The sequence below is a fragment of the Bradyrhizobium sp. F1.4.3 genome, assembly GCF_040548375.1.
Classification (GTDB): domain Bacteria; phylum Pseudomonadota; class Alphaproteobacteria; order Rhizobiales; family Xanthobacteraceae; genus Bradyrhizobium.
Genome location: NZ_JBEPRN010000022.1, coordinates 101580 through 123243 on the forward strand (window position 1 = coordinate 101580; position 21664 = coordinate 123243).

Sequence of the window (21664 nt, forward strand, 5' to 3'; positions counted from 1 at the left end):
CCATGGCTGCCACAACGAATGGCAAGGGCGACGGCGCTCCCGCCACCAACGGAAAAGCCTACCCGATCGAAGACCACACCTATGACGTCGTCGTGGTCGGCGCCGGCGGCGCGGGCCTGCGCGCCGTGGTCGGCTGCAGCGAAGCCGGCCTGCGCACCGCCTGCATCACAAAAGTGTTTCCAACCCGCTCGCACACGGTCGCGGCCCAGGGCGGCATCTCGGCTTCCCTCGGCAACATGCACAAGGACGACTGGCGCTGGCACATGTACGACACCGTGAAGGGGTCGGACTGGCTCGGCGACCAGGACGCGATCGAATACATGGTGCGCAACGCGCCCGAGGCGGTCTACGAGCTCGAGCATTGGGGCGTTCCGTTCTCGCGCACCGAGGACGGCAAGATCTACCAGCGCCCGTTCGGCGGCATGACCCTGGACTACGGCAAGGGCCAGGCGCAGCGCACCTGCGCCGCCGCCGACCGCACCGGCCACGCCATGCTGCACACGATGTACGGCCAGTCGCTGCGTCATGCGGCCGAGTTCTTCATCGAGTTCTTCGCCATCGACCTGATCATGGACGATCAGGGCACCTGCCGCGGCGTCATTGCGCTCAAGCTCGATGACGGCACGCTGCATCGTTTCCGCGCCCAGACCACGATCTTGGCGACCGGCGGCTATGGCCGCGCCTATGCCTCCTGCACCTCGGCGCACACCTGCACCGGCGACGGCGGCGGCATGGTGCTGCGCGCCGGCCTGCCGATGCAGGACATGGAGTTCGTGCAGTTCCATCCGACCGGCATCTACGGCTCGGGTTGTCTCGTCACCGAAGGCGCGCGCGGCGAGGGCGGCTATCTCGTCAACTCCGAGGGCGAGCGCTTCATGGAGCGCTATGCGCCGTCGGCCAAGGACCTCGCCTCGCGCGACGTCGTCTCGCGCGCGATGACCATCGAGATCCGCGAAGGCCGCGGCGTCGGCAAGAAGAAGGACCACATCTTCCTTCATCTCGACCATCTCGATCCGGCAGTGCTGGCCGAGCGGCTGCCGGGCATCTCCGAATCCGCAAAGATCTTCGCCAATGTCGACGTGACGCGCGAGCCGATCCCGATCGTGCCGACCGTGCACTACAATATGGGCGGCATCCCCACGAACTATCACGGCGAAGTCCTGACCAAGAAGGACGGCGACGACAACGCCATCATCCCCGGTCTGATGGCGATCGGCGAAGCCGCCTGCGTCTCCGTGCACGGCGCCAACCGTCTCGGCTCCAACTCGCTGATCGACCTCGTGGTGTTCGGCCGCGCCGCCGCGCTGCGGCTCGCCGAAAAGCTCACGCCGAACGCCAAGCAGCCGGAGCTGCCGGCGAACTCGTCCGAGCTCGCGCTCGGCCGCCTCGATCATTACCGCTACGCCGCTGGCGGCACGCCGACCGCAAAACTGCGCGAAGGCATGCAGCACGTGATGCAGAACAATTGCGCGGTGTTCCGCACCGGCGATATCCTGAGCGAAGGCCAGAACTTGATCGAGAAGGTCCACAGCGGCATCTCCGACATCGCCGTCTCCGACCGCTCGCTGGTGTGGAATTCCGATCTCGTCGAGACGCTCGAATTCGACAATCTGATCTCGCAGGCGGTGGTGACGATGGACTCCGCGGCCAACCGCACCGAGAGCCGCGGCGCGCATGCCCGCGAAGACTTTTCCGCGCGCGACGACAAGAACTGGATGAAGCATACGCTGGCCTGGCTGGACGATTCCGGCAAGGTCAAGATCGAGTACCGTCCGGTGCACGACTACACCATGACCAACGACGTGCAGTACATCCCGCCGAAGGCGCGGGTGTACTGAGCGAACAGCGAAGGCCTGATCGAAAATGGTTGAATTCGCACTTCCGAAGAACTCCAGGATCACCGGCGGCAAGACCTGGCCGAAGCCCGCGGGCGCGACAGAAGTTCGCGAATTCCGCGTCTATCGCTGGAATCCGGACGACGGCAAGAATCCGAGCGTCGACACCTATTACGTCGACACCCATGATTGCGGTCCGATGGTGCTGGACGGCCTGATCTGGATCAAGAACCACATCGATCCGTCGCTGACCTTCCGCCGTTCCTGCCGCGAAGGCGTCTGCGGCTCCTGCGCCATGAACATCGACGGTCAGAACACGCTCGCCTGCACCCGCTCGATGCACGACGTGAAGGACGGCGCGGTGAAGATCAATCCGCTGCCGCACCAGCCGGTGGTGAAGGACCTCGTCCCCGACCTGACCAATTTCTACGCGCAGTATGCGTCGATCGAGCCGTGGCTGAAGACGACCTCGCCGACGCCGCAGAAGGAATGGCGCCAGAGCCACGAAGACCGCGAGAAGCTCGACGGCCTCTACGAGTGCATCCTCTGCGCCTGCTGCTCGACCTCCTGCCCGAGCTATTGGTGGAACAGCGAGCGCTATCTCGGCCCCGCGGCCCTGCTCCAGGCCAACCGCTGGGTGTCTGATTCGCGCGACGAAGCCACCGGCGAGCGGCTCGACAATCTCGAGGATCCGTTCCGCCTCTACCGCTGCCACACCATCATGAACTGCGCCAAGGCCTGCCCGAAGGGCCTCAACCCGGCTGAAGCCATCGCCGAGCTCAAGCTCAAGTTGGTCGAACGGCAGATCTAGGCGTATTCATGCTGCGGTCCCCGGCCCGTGCGGCCGGGGTATTCTACGGCCTGCGGGAATTCGGGTAGAATTTACCCCCGTCCCGCCCGACGCGCGAATCGGCGCATTGCAACCTCCGGTTCCAGCCATAAGCCACTTCCTTACCAGCGCGAAATTCAAGTAAGCTCGCCGGTCAGGGACCGGAGCGACTGTGCAGGGCGCGCAACGCAATTCGCTGAGGCTGTTGCAGTGGATGATGGCTGCATCCCTGGGGCTGCCGATTGCGCTGTTCGCGATTGCCTCGACGATCTCCTACGCCTCGACAAATGACATCGCCGACCGCGAGATCGAACGCACGCTCGATGTCGCGCATGAGCACGCGCTCAAGGTGTTCGAAACCATCGACCGCAGCCTCGCCGAGCTCAACGAGGTCGTGCGCGGGCTCCCCGACGACGCCATTCGCTCGCGCGAGCCTGTGCTGTACCGGCGCCTGAAGCAGCTGACCGATTCGCTGCCGCAGCTCAAATCGGCCTGGATTTTCGATGCGGAGGGAAGGGCGTTGGTCAACAGCCTCGCCTCACCGCCGCCGGAGCTGAGCTTTGCGGACCGCGATTACTTCTATGCCCATGTCGACCAGACCATCGGCACCTTCATCGGCGCCTCGCTGACGCCGCGCGCACCCTATCAGGGTGCGCGCTTCTTCGGCATGAGCCGACGCCGCGACTCCGACGACGGCAGCTTCATCGGCGTGATCCAGGCTTCTGTCCTGCCGGAGTATTTCGAGAGCTTCTACGCCAGGATCGGCTCCGATCCCGGCAGCTTCTTCGCGATGGGACGCACCGACGGCGTGCTGCTGGCGCATTTTCCGCGGCTCGACCGTGAGCTACGGCTCGATCCGAACGGACCGGTCGGCCAGCAGATCGCGACCCACCCCGAGCACGATCTCATCACCATCGCCTGGCCATCGGACGGCATCGAACGCCGCATCGGCTACCGGCGCGTCGCCGAATATCCGATCTATATCAGCGCCGGCCTCGAGACCTCCGCGATCCGCGCGCGCTGGCTCTCCACCATGGGCCAGCATCTGGTGTTCGGCATTCCCGCGACCGCGCTGCTGTTTCTGCTGCTCGCATTCGCCTTCCGGCGCACCCAGCATCTCCAGGCCGAAGCCGCAAAGCGGCGCGAGGCCGAGGACGCACTCAAGCACAGCCAGCGCCTGGAAGCGCTGGGCCAGCTCACCGGCGGCGTCGCACACGACTTCAACAACCTCCTCACCGTGATCCGCGCCTCCGTCGATCTCTTGAACCGGCCGCAACTGAGCGAGGAGCGGCGGCAACGCTATATCACCGCGATCGCGGATGCGGTTGCGCGGGCGGCCAAGCTGACCTCGCAGCTGTTGGCCTTTGCGCGGCGCCAAACCTTGAAGCCGGAGGTGTTCGACGTCGGCGCGCGGATGCAGTCGCTGCAAGACATGCTGGCGACGCTGCTCGGACCGGCGATCGAGATCATCATGCGGCTGCCGGCGGAGCCCTGTCTCGTCAGTGCCGATGCCGGCCAGTTCGAGACGGCGCTGATCAACATGGCGACCAATGCGCGCGATGCGATGCAGGGCAAGGGCCGGATCACCTTCACCGTGCAGACGGCAACGACCGTTCCGAACACGCTGGCGCATCTTGTGGGCAGCCAGTTCTCGAGCAACCATGGCTTCGTCAGCATCGCCGTCGGCGATACCGGCATCGGCATCCCCGCAGGCCGGATCGGACGCATCTTCGAGCCGTTCTTCACCACCAAGCAGGTCGGCCAGGGCACCGGTCTCGGCCTGTCGCAGGTGTTCGGCTTCGCCCGGCAATCCGGCGGCGAGGTGACGGTGACGAGCGAGGTCGGCCAGGGCAGCACCTTCTCCCTCTATCTGCCGCGCGTACCGGCGGACCTCTTGCCCCGGAGCGAGGCGCCGAACACGGCACCGGCGGTCGCCGGCAACGGCATGTCGGTTCTGGTGGTCGAAGACAATATCGAGCTTGGCAATTTCGCTGCCGACGGGCTGACCGAGCTCGGCTACAGCATCACGCTGGTCGACAACGCCACTGACGCGCTCGCCGAGCTAGTCGTGGACGCGGATCGCTTCGACGTCGTGTTCTCGGACGTGGTGATGCCGGGGATGACCGGGCTCGATCTCGCACACGCGATCCGCGATCGCAGCATCGGCGTGCCGGTTGTGCTGACGACCGGCTATAGCGAGGCGCTGTCGCAGGACGGCGTCGCCGGCTTCGATCTCGTGCAAAAGCCCTATTCGATCGAAGAGATTTCGCGCGTGCTCCATCGGGCCGCACCGCTGCGCCGGGTGCGCGACGGCGCGGCGGAATAGCGCAGTGGTGTAGCCCGGATGGGGCGCAACGCAACCCGGGCGACATTCTAACGCCCTGACGTTGGAGTCCTCACCAAAACCGGCTATGCATGCGCCGCTTGCAACGAGGACTTTTGGTTTGACGCCCGACAACGCCCCTTCATCCGTGCCGTTCGGCGCGTTTACGCCGAACGCGGCACAGGCCACGATCATTCGCCTCGCGCAACGCTCGGGGCTGAAGCGTGGCGCGTTCCGTCCCTGGCTGTCGCGGCTGGTCAATCTGCTGCGCGGCGGTCCGGTCGACGTGCAATATCAGGGCGCCTCGTTCCGCTTTTATCACCAGGGCAGCGCGACCGAGCGCGGCGCGCTGTTCAACCCCGACTACAATCTCGACGAGCTCGACTTCCTGCGCCAGCACACGCCCGCGGGCGGCGTGTTCGTTGACGTCGGCGCCAATGTCGGCACTTTTGCGCTGGTGATGGCGCGACAGGTCGGGCCCGCGGGCAAGGTGGTCGCGATCGAGCCGCATCCGACGACCTTTGGACGGCTCTCCTTCAATCACGCCGCATCGAAAGCGACGCAGGTGCGCCTGGTGCAGGCCGCGGCTGGCGACAGCGACGGCGAGCTGATGATCGAGAGCGGCGGCGGCAATCTCGGTGCTACTCACGTCGTCACCGGCACGGCCAGCGCCGATGCGATCAAGGTGCCGTCGTTGCTGCTGACGCGCATTCTCGACGAGGCCGGCGTCACGCAAGTCGATGCGCTCAAGATTGACGTCGAGGGCTTTGAAGACCGCGTGCTGATCGGCTTCTTCCGCGATGCGCAGCAATCGCTGTGGCCGCGTGCAGTCGTCATCGAGCATCTGTCACAAAACGAATGGCGGGACGATTGTATTGCTGACATGGTTGCGCGCGGCTTCGCGATCGCCCGCAAGACACGGAGCAATACGTTCCTGTCACGCTGACAAGTACGAACAACGGAGGTTATGATGATCGATCATATGGGCTTCTCCGTCTCCGACTATGAGCGCGCGAAAACGTTCTACAGCAAGGCGCTGGCGCCGCTCGGCTACAGCCTGATCATGGAGGTCGCGGCCGAGCAGACCGGCCACGATCCCGCTGCAGGCTTCGGCGCCGATGGCAAGCCGGATTTCTGGATCGGCGGCGAAGGCGCGATGAACAAGCCCGTGCATGTCGCAATCCTGGCGAAGGATCGCGCCACGGTCGATGCCTTCTACAAAGCGGCGATGGCCGCAGGCGGCCGCGACAACGGGCCGCCCGGCATCCGCGCGCATTATCACTCGAACTATTATGGCGCCTTCGTGCGCGATCCCGATGGCCACAACATCGAGGCCGTCTGCCACGCGCCCGAATAGGACGACGTGACGCGGAACATCGGCGCGACATCATCGTTGTCGTTCTCTCGACAACTGATCTCGATGATGCCGATGCCGATCGAACCGCCCGAGATTCCGCCGGCAACACCGGGGACTCCGACCGAACCGCCGCCGGGAATTCCGCCGGGCAATCCGCAGCCTGAAATTACGCCGCCGGTACGCGAGCCAGGCGCGCCACCGCGGCCGGACGAATTGCCGGGCCGTATGCCTGAAGAGATTCCATCGCGCGGACCGAACGGGTCGCTCGCGCCAAATCCTGCGACGGATGCAAGTCCGCTGCGGGATCACACATGAGGCGAACGATCACATGTGAGGCGATTGCAACCTGCATCTGAATGCGCAATGAACGTCGCTATCGTGACGTGATTTGCATCTGGAAATAAATCGGGCTGCGACCTCTTCGCCCGCCACAATGCGGCCCAATGCGTAGCTGTTCATCCAAAAACTTCGTCAAGAACCTTCCGGGGAAGTTCACCACCATGACCAACCTTCGTTTCGTGCTGCTCGCCACGACGGCTATGACCGCGATACAATTCGCAAGCACCGCATCGCATGCGCAAAGCGCGCCGCCCCTTGTGGTCGCGCAGGCCCAGAAAGAAGAGACGGGCCCTGACGGAAAACCGAAGCAGCCTCCAAAGGAGCAGCCGAAGGGACCGCCGCCCGCCGCGCACCCGACAGCGCCGCCTCCGCCTGCCGCGCCGGCACGCCCGACCGCACCGCCGCCGGCGGCAGCACCGCCGCATCCTCCCGCCGCGCCGCCGCCGGCTGCTGCGCCGTCACGTCCGACGCCACCGCCGCCGCCACCCGCAACCCATCAGACACCTCCGCCGCCTCCACCAGCACCTGCTGCGCCCAAGGCTCCGACGCCGCCGCCGGCTGCGGCTCCGCAGCAGCACGCACCGACACCACCGCCTCCGGCTGCGGCCCCACAGCAGCATGCACCGACACCGCCGCCGACGCCGCCCGCGGCAGCACCGGCGCGTCCGGCTGCCCCGCCGACACCTCCGCCTGCGGCAGCAACGCCGCCGTCAGCGGCCCCTGCGGCACGGCCTGCGCCGACGGCGACGCCCGCTCCGACACCTGCCGCACCGGCGGCTCGCCCGGCGACGCCTCCGGCCCCGACAACCACACCCGCGCCGTCCGCAACGCCGGCTCCGGGCAGCACGCCACCCGGACGTCCCGGCGCTCCCCCGGCTGCAGGAACACCGGCTCCGGGTGCAACCCCTGCTCCGACGGCAACGCCGGCTCCGGGCACCACGCCACCCGGACGTCCAGGCGCTCCCCCGGCTGCCGGAAAACCGGCTCCAGGTGCAGCCCCTGCTCCGACGGCAACGCCGGCTCCCGGCGGCGCGATAACCCCGCCTCCCGGACGTCAGGGTGGAACGCCGCCTGCGGGCGCGCCTGCTGCCGGAACGCCGCCAGCGTCACCGCAAGCCGGCGGCCCGGCCCGGCCGACGCCTCCCGTTGGCGCTGTGGCGCCATCTGTCGTCCCTGGTTCGGCTGCGGCCACGCCACCGCCCAACAGGGCGCAATACGCGCCGCCGACGGTCACTCCGGCCTTCCGCGCCGCGCCTACGACCACTACGCCCCTGCCGCCACCGCCGCGCCCGCCGCAGCGTGACCTGACGCCGCTCGCGATCGGCGCCGGCGTGGTGGCCGGTGCGGTGATCGGTGCGACCATCGCCGACTACCGCAACCAGCGGCAGGAGGTCGTCGAAGGCGGCCGCACCGTCTACACCGAGCCGGACCGCATCATCATCCGCGACCCGGGTGGGCAGGAATACGTCCGCGGCAACGATCTCTATCGCTTCCGCTACGGCGCCCGCGACATCCGCACCGAGACCGTCGGCGGCGAAACCCGCACCGTCGTGATCCGTCCCGACGGCAGCGAGGTGATCACCGTGGTCGGTGCGGACGGTCAGTTGCTACGGCGAGTCCGCAGAGACCCTGGCGGCCGCGAGCTCGTCATCATCGACAATAGCTACCGCGATCCGCGGGCGGTCGGCGGCTTCTATGTCGACGTACCGCCGCCGGTCGTCAACATTCCCTACGATCGCTACATCGTCGACTCCGCGGATGCGACGCCGGACGTGATCTACGAGACCATGGAGGCACCGCCGGTCCAACGGATCGAACGCCGCTACTCGCTCGACGAGATCCGCTACAGCCCCAATGTTCGGATGCAGATGCCGAGCATCGACGTCAACACGATCAATTTCGAGACGGGATCGTGGACCATCCCACCGGACCAGGCGGCTCGGCTGCAAGGGATTGCTGACGGTCTCAACCGGGCGATCCAGCGCAACCCGCGCGAGGTGTTCCTGATCGAGGGACACACCGACGCGGTCGGCAACGATGTCGATAATTTGTCATTGTCGGACCGCCGTGCGCAGTCCGCGGCCGAATTGCTGACCCAGCAGTTCGGCGTGCCGGCGGAGAACCTGACGTCGCAGGGCTATGGCAGGCAGTACCTGAAGGAGCAGACGGACGGGCCGAGCCGGATCAACCGGCGCGTCACTGTGCGCCGCATCACGCCGCTGCTCAATGGCGGCCAGGCCTCGCTGCCGCCGCCTCCGCCCGGCACCGCGCCGCCGCGCTGAGGCAACACCCACGAATGCAAAATGGCCGGGAGCGATCCCGGCCATTTTTGTTTTGCTCTCGTGCCCCGGGCGCAGCGCAGCGCGTAGCGATGCGCTGCTGAGCCGGGGCCCACAAACTATCGGCGCCATTGGATTGAGATTCTGGGTCCCGGCTCTGCGACGCACCGCTTCGCGTTGCATCGCGTCCGGGACACGAACAGACCCATTATCCCTTGTCGTTCTCGAGCCGGAAGATCTGCGAGCCTTCGTTGCCCGAGAGCAGGCCAGTGTCGGTATAGAGCTTCAGCTTCGTACGCGTGTCGGCGATATCGAGATTGCGCATCGTCAGCTGGCCGATGCGGTCGGCCGGCGTGAAGGCGGCGTCTTCGACCTTCTCCATGCTGAGCCGCTCCGGCGCATAGGTGAGGTTGGGGCTTTCCGTGTTCAGAATCGAGTAATCGTTGCCGCGGCGCAGCTCGAGCGTCACCTCGCCGGTGATGGCGCGCGCCACCCAGCGCTGTGCGGTCTCACGCAGCATCAACGCCTGCGAGTCGAACCAGCGGCCTTGATACAGCAGACGGCCGAGACGCATGCCGCTGATGCGGTATTGCTCGATGGTGTCCTCGTTGTGAATGCCGGTGACGAGGCGCTCATAGGCGATGTGCAGCAGCGCCATGCCGGGCGCCTCGTAGATACCGCGGCTCTTGGCTTCGATGATGCGGTTCTCGATCTGGTCGCTCATGCCGAGGCCGTGGCGGCCGCCGATGGCATTGGCTTCGAGGAACAGCGCAACGGGATCGCTAAAGGTCTGGCCGTTGAGCGCCGTGGGCTGGCCTTCCTCGAAACGCACGACGACCTTTTCGGCCTTGACGTTGCAGTCGTCGCGCCAGAACGGCACGCCCATGATCGGGTTGACGATCTTGATGCCGCTGTCGAGGCTCTCGAGATCCTTGGCCTCATGGGTGGCGCCGAGCAGATTGCTGTCGGTCGAATACGCCTTCTCGGCGCTCATCTTGTAGGCAAAACCCTGGGCGGTCATGAACGCCGACATTTCGGCGCGGCCACCGAGCTCGTCGATGAACTGCTGGTCGAGCCAGGGCTTGTAGATGCGCAAGGACGGATTGGTCAAAAGACCGTAGCGGTAGAAGCGCTCGATGTCGTTGCCCTTGAAGGTCGAGCCGTCGCCCCAGATGTTGACGCCGTCTTCCTTCATCGCCGCAACCAGCATCGTGCCGGTCACCGCGCGCCCGAGCGGCGTGGTGTTGAAATAGGTGATGCCGCCGGTCGAAATGTGGAAGGCGCCCGACTGGATCGCGGCGATGCCTTCGTGGACCAGCTGCATGCGGCAGTCGACGAGCAGCGCTTTCTCCGCGCCAAAATCCATCGCCTTGCGCGGGATCTCGTTGTAGTCGGCTTCGTCCGGCTGGCCGAGATTTGCGGTATAGGCGTAGCAGCGCGCGCCCTTCTGCTTCATCCAGAGCAGCGCCGCGCTGGTGTCGAGCCCGCCCGAAAAAGCGATGCCGACTTTCTCACCCTTGGGCAGGCTTTTCAGGATCGTGGTCATGAGGCTTCCAATCGGGTCTCAAAGGGCTGATGGCGGTGGTGGTTTGACCGCGCGAATATCAAATTTTGGGGTCCGGGGCACGCGTTTAATGGCGCCGGGCAGACTCACACGGACGGTGCGGGGCCGGTTTCCTGCCCCAGCCACCGCTGTCGGAGCCGGTAGCCCGGCCAGGCCAGCCGGGTCAGAGCTGCGTCGACGGCTTCATCCGAGAACCGGGTCCGCGGCCAGCGGTAGATCATGGCGTAGGCCAGCCAGATGACGAGAAAGCTGACCAGACCGGCGATCGAGACATCGGTGAAGAAGTGGCCGCCGAAGGCCATCCGAAGTCCGCTGGTCACGATGCCGAACACCACGGCCCCGGCATAAGCGACCGGCCGCCACGCCGGCGGCGCCAGCGCGGCCGGCGCCAGCGTCCAGAACGCGGTCGCGCCCTCGCCCGAGAAGAACGAGCAGTTTCGCGCGCAGTCGCCGCGCGGGTCCCACCACGGCACGAATTGCTGATCGCCGGCGAATTCGGTCACCACCACCGGACGTGGCCGACCCCAATAGGTCTTGAAGGTGAGGTTGGTGAGCACGCCCGCCGAGAGCGTCAGCGTCACCAGCAGGAAGATGATCGCGCGTCCCGACACCATCAGCGGCCGGTCGGGCCGGAACAACTTGACCACGAGAGCAATCAGCGAGGGCAGCGCGAGCGCCCACGAAATCCACATCGCCGCATCGCGCGCGAAGCCGGCATAACCGTTCAGCTTGAGCGGAAAGGTTTTGGTGTCGGGATCGAAGAACAGCGAAGCGAGCTTGAGATCGAGTTCGGGATAGAGGCCGAAGACGACGCCGATCACGAGCCACAGCGCCAGGGCGATGAAGAGTCCGGTACGGTTCATGGCGCGCGGTTTAGCGGAGTGAAGCGGGGATGAAAACCCCGGAATCCAGCCGTCGCAGCCGGCAACGAATTGCTTCCACGGCGTCGTCCCGGACAAGTGCAGCGCAGATCCGGGACCCACGACCACAGGGAGGAATTTGACGAAGACTCGTGGTTGCCCGCCCGCGCAAAAACCACTCCCCGTGGTTATGGGTCCCGGCCTTCGCCGGGACGACACTGATGATGTGGCGCGTCACTCTAACGAAAGCATTGTCACGGCGCATCGGGCCGCGACTGCAACGGCAACGGGGGCGGCGGTTTGCGCGGGGGCGGCGGCTGGCGCCATGCGCCGGCGTTGCGACCGGCGATCAGCCAGTAGACGACGCCGGAGACGATGCCCGCACCGGTCATGATCTCGAGATGACGCCGCACGATGCCTTCGAACTGCAACGTGTCGGAGTGAAAGGGAACGAGGCCGAGATAGCAGGCGAGCCCGACGAGGCCGCCGCCGACGGCATAAGCGAGCGCGCTGCGGATATAGAGCGCCTCGGTGATCGCGGCGATCACCATCGCCGGCACCAGCGCAAAGCCGGAGACAAAGATGAAGCCGAAGCCGAACAGGATGTCGATCGCGCCTTGATCGACAGGACCCGCACCGAGATCGGAGAATTCCGGAAACAACAGCGCACCGACGACGATCATCCCGCCGACGAAACAGGCGGCGAGGAAGCCGATGAAGATGACGATGAGGCGGCCGATCAGTGCCATCGGGCAGATCCGTCTTCGAAAACACGCATCAACCAGCTCTCTCCGTCATGGCCGGGCTCGTCCCGGCCATCCACGCACGTCGTGTTCCGGGGAAACACGTGGATGCCCGGCACAGGGCCGGGCATGACGATCTCAATCGCATCAATCCGTCATCGCCATCGCACGCAGCGCCTGGCGCTCGCGTGCGCTGAGCTTTTCGGTCTCCGACTTGAGCTGGCCGCAGGCGGCGAGAATGTCACGGCCGCGCGGGGTGCGCACCGGCGAGGAATAGCCGGCGTTGAAGATATATTCGGAGAACTTTTCGATCTGGTCCCAGTCCGAGCATTCATAGGCCGTGCCGGGCCATGGATTGAACGGAATCAAATTGATCTTGGCGTGGATGCCCTTGAGCATTTTCACCAGCAATTTTGCATCGTCGAGCGAATCATTGACGCCCTTGAGCATCACATATTCGAAGGTGATGCGGCGCGCATTCGACGCACCGGGATAGTCGCGGCAGGCCTGCAACAGTTCCTTGATCGGATATTTACGGTTGAGCGGCACGAGCTCGTTGCGCAATTCGTCGCGCACGGCATGCAAGGAGATCGCAAGCATCACGCCGATCTCGTCACCGGCGCGGATGATGTTCGGCACCACGCCCGAGGTCGACAGCGTGATGCGGCGGCGGGAGATGCCGATGCCTTCATTGTCGCCGACGATGAGAAGCGCATCGCGCACCGCGTCGAAATTGTAGAGCGGCTCGCCCATGCCCATCATCACGATGTTGGTGACGCGGCGCGTACCGTCCTCGCGATCGGCCCAGTCGTTCAGGCGATCACGCGCCACCATCACCTGGCCGACGATCTCGCCGGCGGTGAGGTTGCGCACCAGGCGTTGCGTGCCGGTGTGGCAGAACGAGCAGTTCAGGGTGCAACCGACCTGCGAGGAGACGCACAGCGTACCGCGATCGGTCTCGGGGATGTAGACGCACTCGACTTCATGCGCCTTCTCGACATTGTCGCCGCTCGGCAGCCGCAGCAGCCATTTGCGGGTGCCGTCGCTGGAGATCTGCTCGGCCACGACTTCCGGCCGGTCGACGGTGAAATGCTGTGCGAGATCACCACGAATGCCCTTCGAGACCGAGGTCATCTCGTCGAAATTCTGGGCGCCGCGGAAATACATCCAGTGCCACAGCTGCTGCACCCGCATCTTGCGCTGCGAAGGCTGAACGCCAATCTCGCCGAGGCGATCGGCAAGCTCGCCGCGCGACAGGCCGATCAGCGACGGTTTGGCCGGCGGCACATAGACCTCGAGTGGAGTTTTCTCCACCAATGTTGCGTTGTGCGGCTCGGTCGTCGGTTGCATTGGTTGCCTGAGATTGCTGCTGTCTTGTCATGCCCGGGCTGGTCCCGGGCATCCACGTTCTTTTACGCCTGTAGCCAGCGCGTGGATGGCCGGGACAAGCCCGGCCATGACGGCTGCACCTTTGGGATAACCCCTATATAGCAACCGGAACCGCCGATTGCGACCGTGGCTGTTGCTTAGCCTTAAAGGCTTAATCCTACGGCCTTAGCGCCTGCAATCCTGCGAGATCCGGTCCAGCGCCTGGGCGAGGCCCTTCAGCGAGAAGGTGTCGGTCGTCTCCGTCCCCTTGGCCGAGACCCCCTTGACCACGAGATCGGCGGATTTGCGCATGGCCTCGACCATCCGCTCCTCCTCGGCCGCGTTCTTGATCCAGAGTCCGTCGCCCTGCGTGTACATCGCGAAGGCGGCGCCGCCGACCTCGACCGACGATTCCGAGCCCGGCTTCAGTGCGTAGCCGATCATGACCGAGACCTCGTTGTTGACCTTCTCCGCCGGCCGGGTCGAGACGAAGGCATAGGCGGGGTCACGGGGCCTGTTCGGCGGATTGGTCCTGGACGACGAGGGCTTGGCCAGTGCAAAGCAGACTTTCTTGCCGTTTGGCGCCGCCGAATAGGCGCCCCAGGTGCCGAACTGGCCGATCAGGGTCGGCTCGGCGCCGCCCGCAACTGCTGCGGGAACGGCCGCCGGTTTGCTCTCCGGCTTTGCCGCCGTCTTCGCGGCCGGAGCGGCCGGTTTTGCCGCGGCCTTCGGCGCCGGTTGCGCTGTCTGCGCCCGTGCGGAATCACTGATTCCCCACGCCGCCACACCAATCATCAAAGCCAAAAATAGCGCCCGCCACATGCTGGAGTGGTTCCCTCAATATTGTGACTGGAAGATGGCCCGGCCGCGTTTTGTCCCCGGGCAGGGATAGCCGGGAAAGCCCAATTTGGGAAGGCAGTTAGCGGGGCGATACGGTTAGCCCTCGACTAGCTTTTGGCGCGTGCGGCGCGCTGCTCGGCCCATTGCGCCTCGGTCCAGCGCAGCAGGTCCTCGGCGCCGGAACTGCGCAAATGCGCGCCGCCGTCGATCACCACCATCTCGCCATTGATGTAGCCGGCGCGGTCCGAGACCAGGAAGCTGGCGAGATCGGCGAGTTCGCCATGCTCGCCGGTGCGGCCAAGCGGATTGCGCGCGGTCCAGCCTTCATCGCGGCCCTCCGGGCGCAGTTGCCCCGACGCGCCGGCGGTCGGAAATGGCCCCGGCGCAATCGCGACGGTGCGGATGCCCTTCGGGCCCCACTCCACCGCAAGACTTTTGGTCATCGCCAGCACCGCCGATTTCGCCATCGCCGATGGGATGGTGAAGGCGCGGCCGGTGATGGTCGAGGTCGAGAGGATCGAGAGCACGACGCCTTTGTGCCCGCCCTCGATCCAGCGCTGGCCGGCCGCGAGCGTGCAATACATCGCGCCATGCAGCGTCGGCGCCAGGATCGCATCTGCCGCACGGAACGACAGATGCTCACTCTGCGCGATGAAAGTCGCGGCAGCATTGTTGACGAGAATGTCGAGCGGCGCCTCGCGCCAGATCGCATCCATCATGCTGTCGACGGCTGCGCCGTCGCGGATGTCGCAAGCAATGGTGGTGACTTTGCCGCGGGTCTCTTCGCGCATCTCGGCTGCTGTCGTCTCCAATCGGTCGAGCTTGCGACCGCAGATCATGAGCTCAGCGCCGAGCGCGAGGAAGCGGCGCCCCATCGCGGCGCCGAGGCCGGAGCCGCCGCCGGTGACGAGGATGCGCTTGTTCCTGAGCAGACCTGTTTCAAACATCGTTTGAATCCTCCCGTCGCAATTCGCGTTGTTGCGTGGAGGATAACATCGTCATTGCGAGCGAAGTGAAGCAATCCAGTGTTCGCGCCACGGAATTAGCTGGGGCTCTCTTATGCAGAAACCGGATTGTGGCCCGTCGCTAAATCCGGCAGAAACAGCCAAACTATAATTCTGCCTCGAAACGCCCAGTACTTCTCAAGAAGGTGTCGCCATGAAAGCCATCCTCTGCTCGCAATATTGCCAGCCCGACGATCTCGTGCTCGCCGATGTGCCGGATCCGGTGGCGGGTCCCGGCGAAGCCGTTATCGCGATCAAGGCCGCGGCGCTGAATTTCTTCGACATCCTGATGATTCAGGGGAAGTACCAGATCAAGCCGCAGTTTCCGTTCTCGCCGGCTGCAGAAGTCGCGGGTGTGATCGAGAGCATCGGCCCCGGCGTCACCGACCTGAAGGTCGGCGATCGCGTGGTCGCGTCCTGCGGCCATAATGGCGCGCGCGAGAAGATCGCGCTGCCGGCGGCATCGATCGTGAAGATTCCCGACAATCTCGATTATGATCGCGCGGCCGGCATCATCATCATCTACGGCACCGCGCTGCATGCGCTGGAGGATCGCGCGAGCCCGAAGCCGGGCGAGACACTCGCGGTGCTCGGCGCGGCCGGTGGCACGGGTCTCGCCGCCTGCGAGCTCGGCAAGCTGATGGGCCTGAAGGTGATAGCCTGTGCCTCATCAGACGAAAAGCTTGAGTTCGCGAAAGCGCATGGCGCCGAGCTGACGCTGAACTACGGCAAGGAAGATTTGAAGGAAGGCCTGCGCAAGCTCACCGGCGGCAAGGGCGTCGACATCATCTTCGATCCCGTGGGCGGCGCCTATGCCGAGCAGGCGCTGCGCTCGATCGCCTGGGAAGGCCGCTTCCTCGTGATCGGCTTTGCCGCCGGCGACATTCCGAAGATGCCTCTGAACCTTGCGCTGCTGAAAGGCTGCGACATCCGCGGCGTATTCTGGGGCGCCTGGACCCGGCTCAACCCCGCCAAGAACCGCGCCAATCTGGAGAAGCTCGTGAAGTGGACCGCGGAAGGAAAGATCTCTTCCCATGTCGATCGCACCTTCCCGCTGGCGCAGACCGCGGATGCGCTAAAGGTGCTCGCTGGGCGTCAGGCGATGGGCAAGGTGATTTTGCATCCGTGATACAGTGACGCGCGGAGCGACGTCGTCGCGACGCTGCGCGTCACACACTCAACTATCGTCGCCCGGCTTGACCGGGCGACCAGTATTCCAGAGACGGCAGTAACTTGACCGAAAGGCCACGGCGTACTGGATGCCCAGGTCAAGCCGCGGCATGACAGCGGAGTGTTGGGCAGGCAGCGCGGCTAACTCGCTTTTTGCGGTGGAACCGCATGTCGCCGAATCTTCAAGACGTCCTCAACCATTGCTGTCAAAATTGCGGTGCATTCCCCCGCCTCGCCACAATTAAACCCAAATATCTCCCGATTCGGGCAAATCGCCGTCGCTTTTTGGGCTGATTCAAACTGCGATTTACCGGTTCCAGTTTGCGGGGCGCTTCTGGACAACAACAAGAAGACTGAAGCCGGGAAGGCCCCTGCGTTGCGTCAGTAATGGGGAGCATCACCATGGAGACGACGGCTTACCGTCCGTCCAGGGAGTCGAGGGCGCTTGACTCCGATCGAGCCGTATCGCATTCGGCCGCCGCGTCCTATATCCGTACGCGCGCCGACCGTTCACAGGACGATCCAATTCCACTCTTCCTGTCCGACCCGCTCGGTGCGCCGGATCCACAGGACTTTGCGCCGCGGGACTTGCGTCCCGGAGCGAGAATCGTCCCGCGCATTCTCGCCGCCGTTCTGGCGGTCTCCACCCTGGCGATTTTGGGCGCGCTGTTTCAGTCCGATCTTCGCAGCCTCGTCGCCGCCAATGCCGGTGGCTCGACGGGCGCCGCTCCTGACCAATCAGCGGCTCAGGTCAGTCCGCCGGTTGCACGACAGATCCCGCTCAAGGATCCCATGCGCGTGACCAGCACGATGCTGGCGAGCGCCGACACGCAGGACCTGCCTGCGCCGTCGACGCCAAGCCGCGAAGCAATCGCGACCGCCTACCAGATTGCGCTGCAAGCCCAGGCGCCCGCGCCCGTCGCCGTGCAACCCGTGCTGCCTCTGCCTGCGAGCGCGCTCGACGCCGACACGCTGGCGGGGTTGATGACACGCGCGAATAGCCTGATCGGCGTCGGCGACATCGCCGCGGCGCGCCTGCTGCTTGAACGCGCGGCCAATGCGAAGGATGCGACGGCAACACTTCTGCTGGCGCAGACCTATGATCCGGCGGTGCTCGGCACCAGGGACACGCGGAGCGTCATCGCCGACGTGGCGGCCGCACGTAACTGGTACCAGCAGGCCGCGGCGCTCGGATCGGCGGAGGCGCGACAGCGCCTCGCTCAGCTCTCGAACTAGAACTCATCAGGGGACATCATGCGTAACGCTTTCGGAATGGCGCTCGCCGCCATCATGACGATCTGTGCCTGCGCGGCACGCGCCGAGCAGACCGAATATGATCCGACCAAGGTCTCGGACAGCCTGAGGGCCATCTTCCAGTTCGGCTCGACCTCGACCAAGCAGGCGCTGAACGCCAACACCGTCACGCTGATCACCGGCACGATCGGCGGCACCTATGTGCAGTTCGGCGCCGATCTCGCCTCGGTGCTCGATGACGGCAACAAGATCCGCGTGCTGCCGATTGTCGGCCGCGGCTCGGTGCAGAGCGTTGCCGACATCCTGTTCCTGCAGGGCGTCGATCTCGGCGTGGTGCGGGCCGATACGCTGGATTATCTCGAACGCAAGGGCTTTGCGAAAGACATCAAGCGGCAGTTCACTTATGTGACCAAGCTCTACAACGAAGAGATGCAGGTGATCGCACCGAAATCGGTCGCGACGCTCAAGGATCTCGAAGGCAAGACGGTGAGCGTCGACCTGCCGAATGGCGGCACCTTCGTCACCGCGCTCACCGTGTTCGAGCGGCTCGGGATCAAGGCGAAATTCGTCTATGTCGAGCAACGGATCGCGATGGAGAAGCTGAAGGCCGGCGAGATCGACGCCGTGATCGTGGTCGGCGGCAAACCGTACAAATCGGTCTCGACCTTCGGCAATGACGGCCGCTTCCACCTCGCACGCGTGGATTATGCAAAGCCGCTCCAGAACGACTATCTGCCGGCGACGCTGACCGCCAAGGACTATCCGAACCTGATCAAGGACGGCGAGAGCGTGGACACCATCGCGGTGCCGGCAGTGCTCGCGGCCTACAACTGGGCGCCCAACACCGAGCGTTACCGCAAGCTTGCACTGTTCGTGGACGCGTTCTTCATGAAATTCCCGGCGCTTCAGAATCCGCCCTTCCATCCCAAGTGGAAGGAGGTTTCGCTCGCGGCGCCCCTGGCGGGCTGGAACAGATTGCCGGTGGCGCAGCAATGGCTCGACCGGCACGGTGTCGAGCCGGTGACACGGCAACGCTTCGAGGCATTCCTGAAGCAGAGCCCCTCGGCCGCGAAGGTATCCGACGCGGACAAGGAAACACTGTTCAGGCAATTCCAGGCGTGGGACGCAGAGAAGGCGCGGGCGCAGGCGGGGCCGGAGAAGAAGTAGCTTGCGCGATTGCTGTCCACACGCTCAGCCGTCATCGCCCGGCCTTGACCGGGCGATCCAGTATCCAGAGGCAGCAATGATTGAGCCGAGAAGCCGCGGCGTACTGGATTCCCTGCCTTCGCGGGGAATGACAGCAATGTGCGCGGCTGAACCCGCCCCTCCTACACAGCCTCCGCCTCATCCACGCCGCGCTTGAGTGCGGCGCGGGCGGCTTCGCGATGCTCGGTCGTGATGTGGCTGGCGACCATGCGAAGGGCGGTGGCGAGCACGGCGGCGTCATCGGTGAAGCCAAGGATCGGCATCACGTCGGGGATGAAGTCGAACGGCAGGATGAAATAGGCGATTGCGCCGAGCAGCGACGCCTGGACATGGCGCGGCGTCTGCCGATCGAACGCGCAGTAATAGGCGGCGAGCAAATCTTCCGCGAACGGCAGATGCGCGGCGACGCGCTTCAGCTTGCGCCAGAAGCGACGACGCACGCTCTCGCGATTCTCAGCGAGCCGATCGGCCGGCTCGAAGCCGACGCTGTGTTCGGCAGCCATGTTCGAAAACTCCCGTTCCGCCCGGCGCGGCCGATGGCCGCATCCGATCCCGATCACAAGATGGGGATGCTGCCGGTCCCTGCAAGACGTCAGCCTGGTGTCAGCTTGGCGATGGCGTTCATCGACCTGGCGAGTTCAATATCGAGCTTTGTGACGCCGCCGGCGTCATGGGTCGACAGCACCACCTCCACCGTCTTGTAGACGTTGCGCCATTCGGGGTGGTGATCCATCTTCTCGGCGACCAGCGCCGCGCGGGTCATGAAGCCGAAGGCCTCATTGAAATCCTTGAAGACAAAGGTCTTCCCGATGGCGTCGCGGCCTTGAATCTCGGTCCAGCCCGGTATCCCGCCCAACGCCTGCTTGCGCGCCTCCGCCGATAACCGCTCTGCCATGATCGCCTCCGTCCTTCAGGGGAACTTTACCCTAACACCCTGCATAGGCCCGGGTTCATCCGGGATTTCCTCCATCCGCTAACCATGACGGAGATGTAACCCCGCCGGACAAGAAATTTGCTACACTTACGGGCGTAAATCGCCGGCCAAGATGAAACTGAGCCTGAAGCGCCTGTTTGGGAGATCGATGACCGGGGGATTGGACCTGGCCGAAACGCCCTCTCCGCCTTCGCCGCGATCCGCGGCGCGGAAGACCGCGCTCGTGTCTCTGGCGCTGGTGCTCGCGATCGTCGGTGCGCTTGCCGGCGGTTACTATTTCGCGATGCGGCCGGTGACGCTGAAGATCGCGGTCGGTCCCGCCAACAGCGACGACGTCAAAGTGGTGCAGGCGCTGACGCAGGCCTTCGCACAGAGCAAGGCCTCCGTGCGGCTGCGCCAGATCCAGACCGAGGGCGCCACCGCCAGCGCCAATCTGCTCGCGGAGGGCAAGGCGGATCTCGCCATCGTGCGCGGCGATCTCGACGTGCCCAAAAACGCGCAAGCCGTCGCTACTCTCCGCAAGAACGTCGTCGTGCTGTGGTCCGTACCCGGCAAGGGCAAGAAGAAAGGCGCGAAGATCACCAAGATCGCGCAGCTTGCCGGCCATCGCGTTGGCGTGGTCGGTCGCACGCCTGCCAACGTCAACCTGCTCAAGGTGATCCTCCAGCAATATGGCGTCGATCCCGCCAAGGTCGAGATCGTGCAATTCCCGGCCAACGAAGCCGCAGAAGCGATCCGCGCCCAGAAGGTCGACGCCTATCTCGCCGCAGGGCCAGTCAACAGCAAGATCACGTCGGACGCGATCGCCGCCTCCGCCAAGGACGGTGGCACACCGACCTTCCTCGCCATCGATTCCGCGGATGCGATCGCGCAGAATCATCCGGTCTATGATGCGGCGGAAATTCCCGCCGGCACCTATGGAGGCTCGCCCGATCGTCCCGATGACGAGGTCAAGACGATCAGCTTCTCGCACCACATCGTGGCGCGCAAAGGCCTGTCGGAGACCACCGTCGCGGCGTTCACGCGGCAGCTCTTCGCCGTCCGCCAGCAACTGGTGGCGGAATTCCCGCTGGCCGCGAAGATCGAAACGCCCGACACCGACAAGGATGCCGTGATCCCCGTGCATCCGGGTGCTGCGGCCTTCGTCGACGGCGAGGAAAAGACCTTCCTCGACAAGTACAGCGATTACATCTGGTGGACCCTGATGGCGCTCTCGGCCATGGGCTCGATCGGCGCCTGGTTCGCGGGCTATCTGAAGAAGGACGAGCGGGACAACAACAGCCATCTGCGCGAACGCCTGCTCGACATGATCGCCGCGGCGCGGAAGAGCGAGACGACCGAGGAGCTCGACCAGATGCAGGCCGAGGCCGACGAGATCCTGCGCGACACGCTGCGCTGCTTCGATCACGGCGCGATCGAGGATGGCGCACTCACGGCCTTCAACATCGCGCTCGACCAGTTCCATGCCGCGGTTGCCGACCGCAAGGCCGTGCTGTTCAGCATGCCGCAGAACCTGCAACGCGCCGGCGCGCAATTCCGGGCCGCCGGCAACGCATAAGCGCTTGCGACAAGACCCTCATGGTGAGGAGCGCGGAACGCGCGTCTCGAACCATGAAGGCCCGGCTTGCCCGCGGCCATCCTTCGAGACGCCCGCTGTGCGGGCTCCTCAGAGCGTGTGATTTTTTTGGCAGCGTGCCAGGTAAATCTGTCCGAATGCTGGTGGAATGTGATTCTCTGGCGATGATGGATTGGCGGGAGG

19 protein-coding genes are annotated in these 21664 nt (G+C 65.0%); 11 read left to right on the forward strand and 8 right to left on the reverse strand.

Going from position 1 to position 21664, the window contains the following annotated elements; genetic code table 11:
• Positions 1-2 precede the first annotated feature (2 nt).
• The 7 genes from sdhA (at position 3) to ABIB73_RS34115 (ending at position 8965) form a co-directional block, all read left to right on the forward strand.
• Positions 3-1838, forward strand: a complete 1836-nt coding sequence (gene sdhA, locus ABIB73_RS34085) for a succinate dehydrogenase flavoprotein subunit (RefSeq protein WP_354231430.1) — start codon at positions 3-5, stop codon at positions 1836-1838.
• 25 nt (positions 1839-1863) lie between these two features.
• Complete coding sequence (locus ABIB73_RS34090) at positions 1864-2646, forward strand: succinate dehydrogenase iron-sulfur subunit (RefSeq protein ID WP_354231432.1); 783 nt, start codon at positions 1864-1866, stop codon at positions 2644-2646.
• 190 nt (positions 2647-2836) lie between these two features.
• Entirely contained in the window at positions 2837-4990 is a 2154-nt protein-coding gene (locus ABIB73_RS34095; RefSeq protein ID WP_354231434.1) for a hybrid sensor histidine kinase/response regulator family protein, read from the forward strand.
• A 118-nt stretch (positions 4991-5108) separates the two neighbouring features.
• Positions 5109-5933, forward strand: a complete 825-nt coding sequence (locus ABIB73_RS34100; protein ID WP_354231436.1) for an FkbM family methyltransferase — start codon at positions 5109-5111, stop codon at positions 5931-5933.
• 24 nt (positions 5934-5957) lie between these two features.
• The gene (locus ABIB73_RS34105; RefSeq protein WP_354231438.1) at positions 5958-6344 is read left to right on the forward strand and encodes a VOC family protein; all 387 of its coding nucleotides are present in this window, start codon (positions 5958-5960) and stop codon (positions 6342-6344) included.
• Between the two features lie 72 nt (positions 6345-6416).
• Positions 6417-6659 (forward strand): hypothetical protein, encoded by a 243-nt coding sequence (locus tag ABIB73_RS34110; RefSeq protein WP_354231473.1) that lies wholly within the window; start codon positions 6417-6419, stop codon positions 6657-6659.
• Positions 6660-6844: 185 nt separating this feature from the next.
• Positions 6845-8965 carry an OmpA family protein gene (locus tag ABIB73_RS34115; RefSeq protein WP_354231440.1) on the forward strand — a complete coding sequence of 707 codons (2121 nt, stop codon included), beginning with the start codon at positions 6845-6847 and terminating at the stop codon, positions 8963-8965.
• A 205-nt stretch (positions 8966-9170) separates the two neighbouring features.
• On the opposite strand, the gene argG is transcribed toward ABIB73_RS34115, so the two are convergent.
• The 6 genes from argG to ABIB73_RS34145 all read right to left on the reverse strand — a co-directional run bounded on the left by argG (position 9171) and on the right by ABIB73_RS34145 (position 15284).
• Positions 9171-10508, reverse strand: a complete 1338-nt coding sequence (gene argG / locus ABIB73_RS34120; protein WP_354231442.1) for an argininosuccinate synthase — start codon at positions 10506-10508, stop codon at positions 9171-9173.
• Between the two features lie 104 nt (positions 10509-10612).
• Entirely contained in the window at positions 10613-11389 is a 777-nt protein-coding gene (locus ABIB73_RS34125; RefSeq protein ID WP_354231444.1) for a phosphatase PAP2 family protein, read from the reverse strand.
• Positions 11390-11640: 251 nt separating this feature from the next.
• A complete protein-coding gene (locus ABIB73_RS34130; protein WP_354231446.1) occupies positions 11641-12135 on the reverse strand; it encodes a hypothetical protein in 495 nt (164 codons plus the stop codon).
• Positions 12136-12276: 141 nt separating this feature from the next.
• On the reverse strand, positions 12277-13479 hold the full coding sequence (rlmN, locus tag ABIB73_RS34135) for a dual-specificity RNA methyltransferase RlmN (protein ID WP_354231448.1): 1203 nt from the start codon (positions 13477-13479) through the stop codon (positions 12277-12279).
• A gap of 204 nt (positions 13480-13683) precedes the next feature.
• The gene (locus tag ABIB73_RS34140; RefSeq protein ID WP_354231450.1) at positions 13684-14319 is read right to left on the reverse strand and encodes an invasion associated locus B family protein; all 636 of its coding nucleotides are present in this window, start codon (positions 14317-14319) and stop codon (positions 13684-13686) included.
• A gap of 125 nt (positions 14320-14444) precedes the next feature.
• Positions 14445-15284: an SDR family oxidoreductase gene (locus ABIB73_RS34145; RefSeq protein WP_354231451.1), complete on the reverse strand. Its 840-nt coding sequence runs from the start codon at positions 15282-15284 to the stop codon at positions 14445-14447.
• Between the two features lie 211 nt (positions 15285-15495).
• Here ABIB73_RS34145 and ABIB73_RS34150 point away from each other — a divergent pair, with 211 nt between their 5' ends.
• The 3 genes from ABIB73_RS34150 (at position 15496) to ABIB73_RS34160 (ending at position 18932) form a co-directional block, all read left to right on the forward strand.
• Complete coding sequence (locus tag ABIB73_RS34150; RefSeq protein WP_354231453.1) at positions 15496-16470, forward strand: NADPH:quinone oxidoreductase family protein; 975 nt, start codon at positions 15496-15498, stop codon at positions 16468-16470.
• A gap of 443 nt (positions 16471-16913) precedes the next feature.
• Positions 16914-17747, forward strand: coding sequence for an SEL1-like repeat protein (locus ABIB73_RS34155; RefSeq protein ID WP_354231455.1), 834 nt, complete (start codon positions 16914-16916; stop codon positions 17745-17747).
• A gap of 18 nt (positions 17748-17765) precedes the next feature.
• A complete protein-coding gene (locus ABIB73_RS34160) occupies positions 17766-18932 on the forward strand; it encodes a TAXI family TRAP transporter solute-binding subunit (RefSeq protein WP_354231457.1) in 1167 nt (388 codons plus the stop codon).
• A 161-nt stretch (positions 18933-19093) separates the two neighbouring features.
• Here the strand turns inward: ABIB73_RS34160 and ABIB73_RS34165 are convergent, their stop codons facing one another.
• Positions 19094-19474 carry a YkvA family protein gene (locus ABIB73_RS34165; protein ID WP_354231459.1) on the reverse strand — a complete coding sequence of 127 codons (381 nt, stop codon included), beginning with the start codon at positions 19472-19474 and terminating at the stop codon, positions 19094-19096.
• An 89-nt stretch (positions 19475-19563) separates the two neighbouring features.
• On the reverse strand, positions 19564-19866 hold the full coding sequence (locus ABIB73_RS34170; RefSeq protein WP_354231461.1) for a 4a-hydroxytetrahydrobiopterin dehydratase: 303 nt from the start codon (positions 19864-19866) through the stop codon (positions 19564-19566).
• A gap of 151 nt (positions 19867-20017) precedes the next feature.
• Between ABIB73_RS34170 and ABIB73_RS34175 the strand changes: the two genes are divergently transcribed.
• On the forward strand, positions 20018-21463 hold the full coding sequence (locus tag ABIB73_RS34175; protein WP_354231463.1) for a TAXI family TRAP transporter solute-binding subunit: 1446 nt from the start codon (positions 20018-20020) through the stop codon (positions 21461-21463).
• Positions 21464-21664 lie beyond the last annotated feature (201 nt).

Coding starts and splice junctions, on each gene's coding strand:
- sdhA (WP_354231430.1), top strand. CDS start 3: ATGGCTGCCACAACGAATGGCAAGGGCGACGGCGCTCCCGCCACCAAC.
- ABIB73_RS34170 (WP_354231461.1), bottom strand. CDS start 19,866: ATGGCAGAGCGGTTATCGGCGGAGGCGCGCAAGCAGGCGTTGGGCGGG.
- ABIB73_RS34150 (WP_354231453.1), top strand. CDS start 15,496: ATGAAAGCCATCCTCTGCTCGCAATATTGCCAGCCCGACGATCTCGTG.
- ABIB73_RS34175 (WP_354231463.1), top strand. CDS start 20,018: ATGAAACTGAGCCTGAAGCGCCTGTTTGGGAGATCGATGACCGGGGGA.
- ABIB73_RS34130 (WP_354231446.1), bottom strand. CDS start 12,135: ATGGCACTGATCGGCCGCCTCATCGTCATCTTCATCGGCTTCCTCGCC.
- argG (WP_354231442.1), bottom strand. CDS start 10,508: ATGACCACGATCCTGAAAAGCCTGCCCAAGGGTGAGAAAGTCGGCATC.
- ABIB73_RS34090 (WP_354231432.1), top strand. CDS start 1,864: ATGGTTGAATTCGCACTTCCGAAGAACTCCAGGATCACCGGCGGCAAG.
- ABIB73_RS34155 (WP_354231455.1), top strand. CDS start 16,914: ATGGAGACGACGGCTTACCGTCCGTCCAGGGAGTCGAGGGCGCTTGAC.
- ABIB73_RS34115 (WP_354231440.1), top strand. CDS start 6,845: ATGACCAACCTTCGTTTCGTGCTGCTCGCCACGACGGCTATGACCGCG.
- ABIB73_RS34125 (WP_354231444.1), bottom strand. CDS start 11,389: ATGAACCGTACCGGACTCTTCATCGCCCTGGCGCTGTGGCTCGTGATC.
- ABIB73_RS34140 (WP_354231450.1), bottom strand. CDS start 14,319: ATGTGGCGGGCGCTATTTTTGGCTTTGATGATTGGTGTGGCGGCGTGG.
- ABIB73_RS34160 (WP_354231457.1), top strand. CDS start 17,766: ATGCGTAACGCTTTCGGAATGGCGCTCGCCGCCATCATGACGATCTGT.
- ABIB73_RS34110 (WP_354231473.1), top strand. CDS start 6,417: ATGCCGATCGAACCGCCCGAGATTCCGCCGGCAACACCGGGGACTCCG.
- ABIB73_RS34105 (WP_354231438.1), top strand. CDS start 5,958: ATGATCGATCATATGGGCTTCTCCGTCTCCGACTATGAGCGCGCGAAA.
- rlmN (WP_354231448.1), bottom strand. CDS start 13,479: ATGCAACCGACGACCGAGCCGCACAACGCAACATTGGTGGAGAAAACT.
- ABIB73_RS34165 (WP_354231459.1), bottom strand. CDS start 19,474: ATGGCTGCCGAACACAGCGTCGGCTTCGAGCCGGCCGATCGGCTCGCT.
- ABIB73_RS34145 (WP_354231451.1), bottom strand. CDS start 15,284: ATGTTTGAAACAGGTCTGCTCAGGAACAAGCGCATCCTCGTCACCGGC.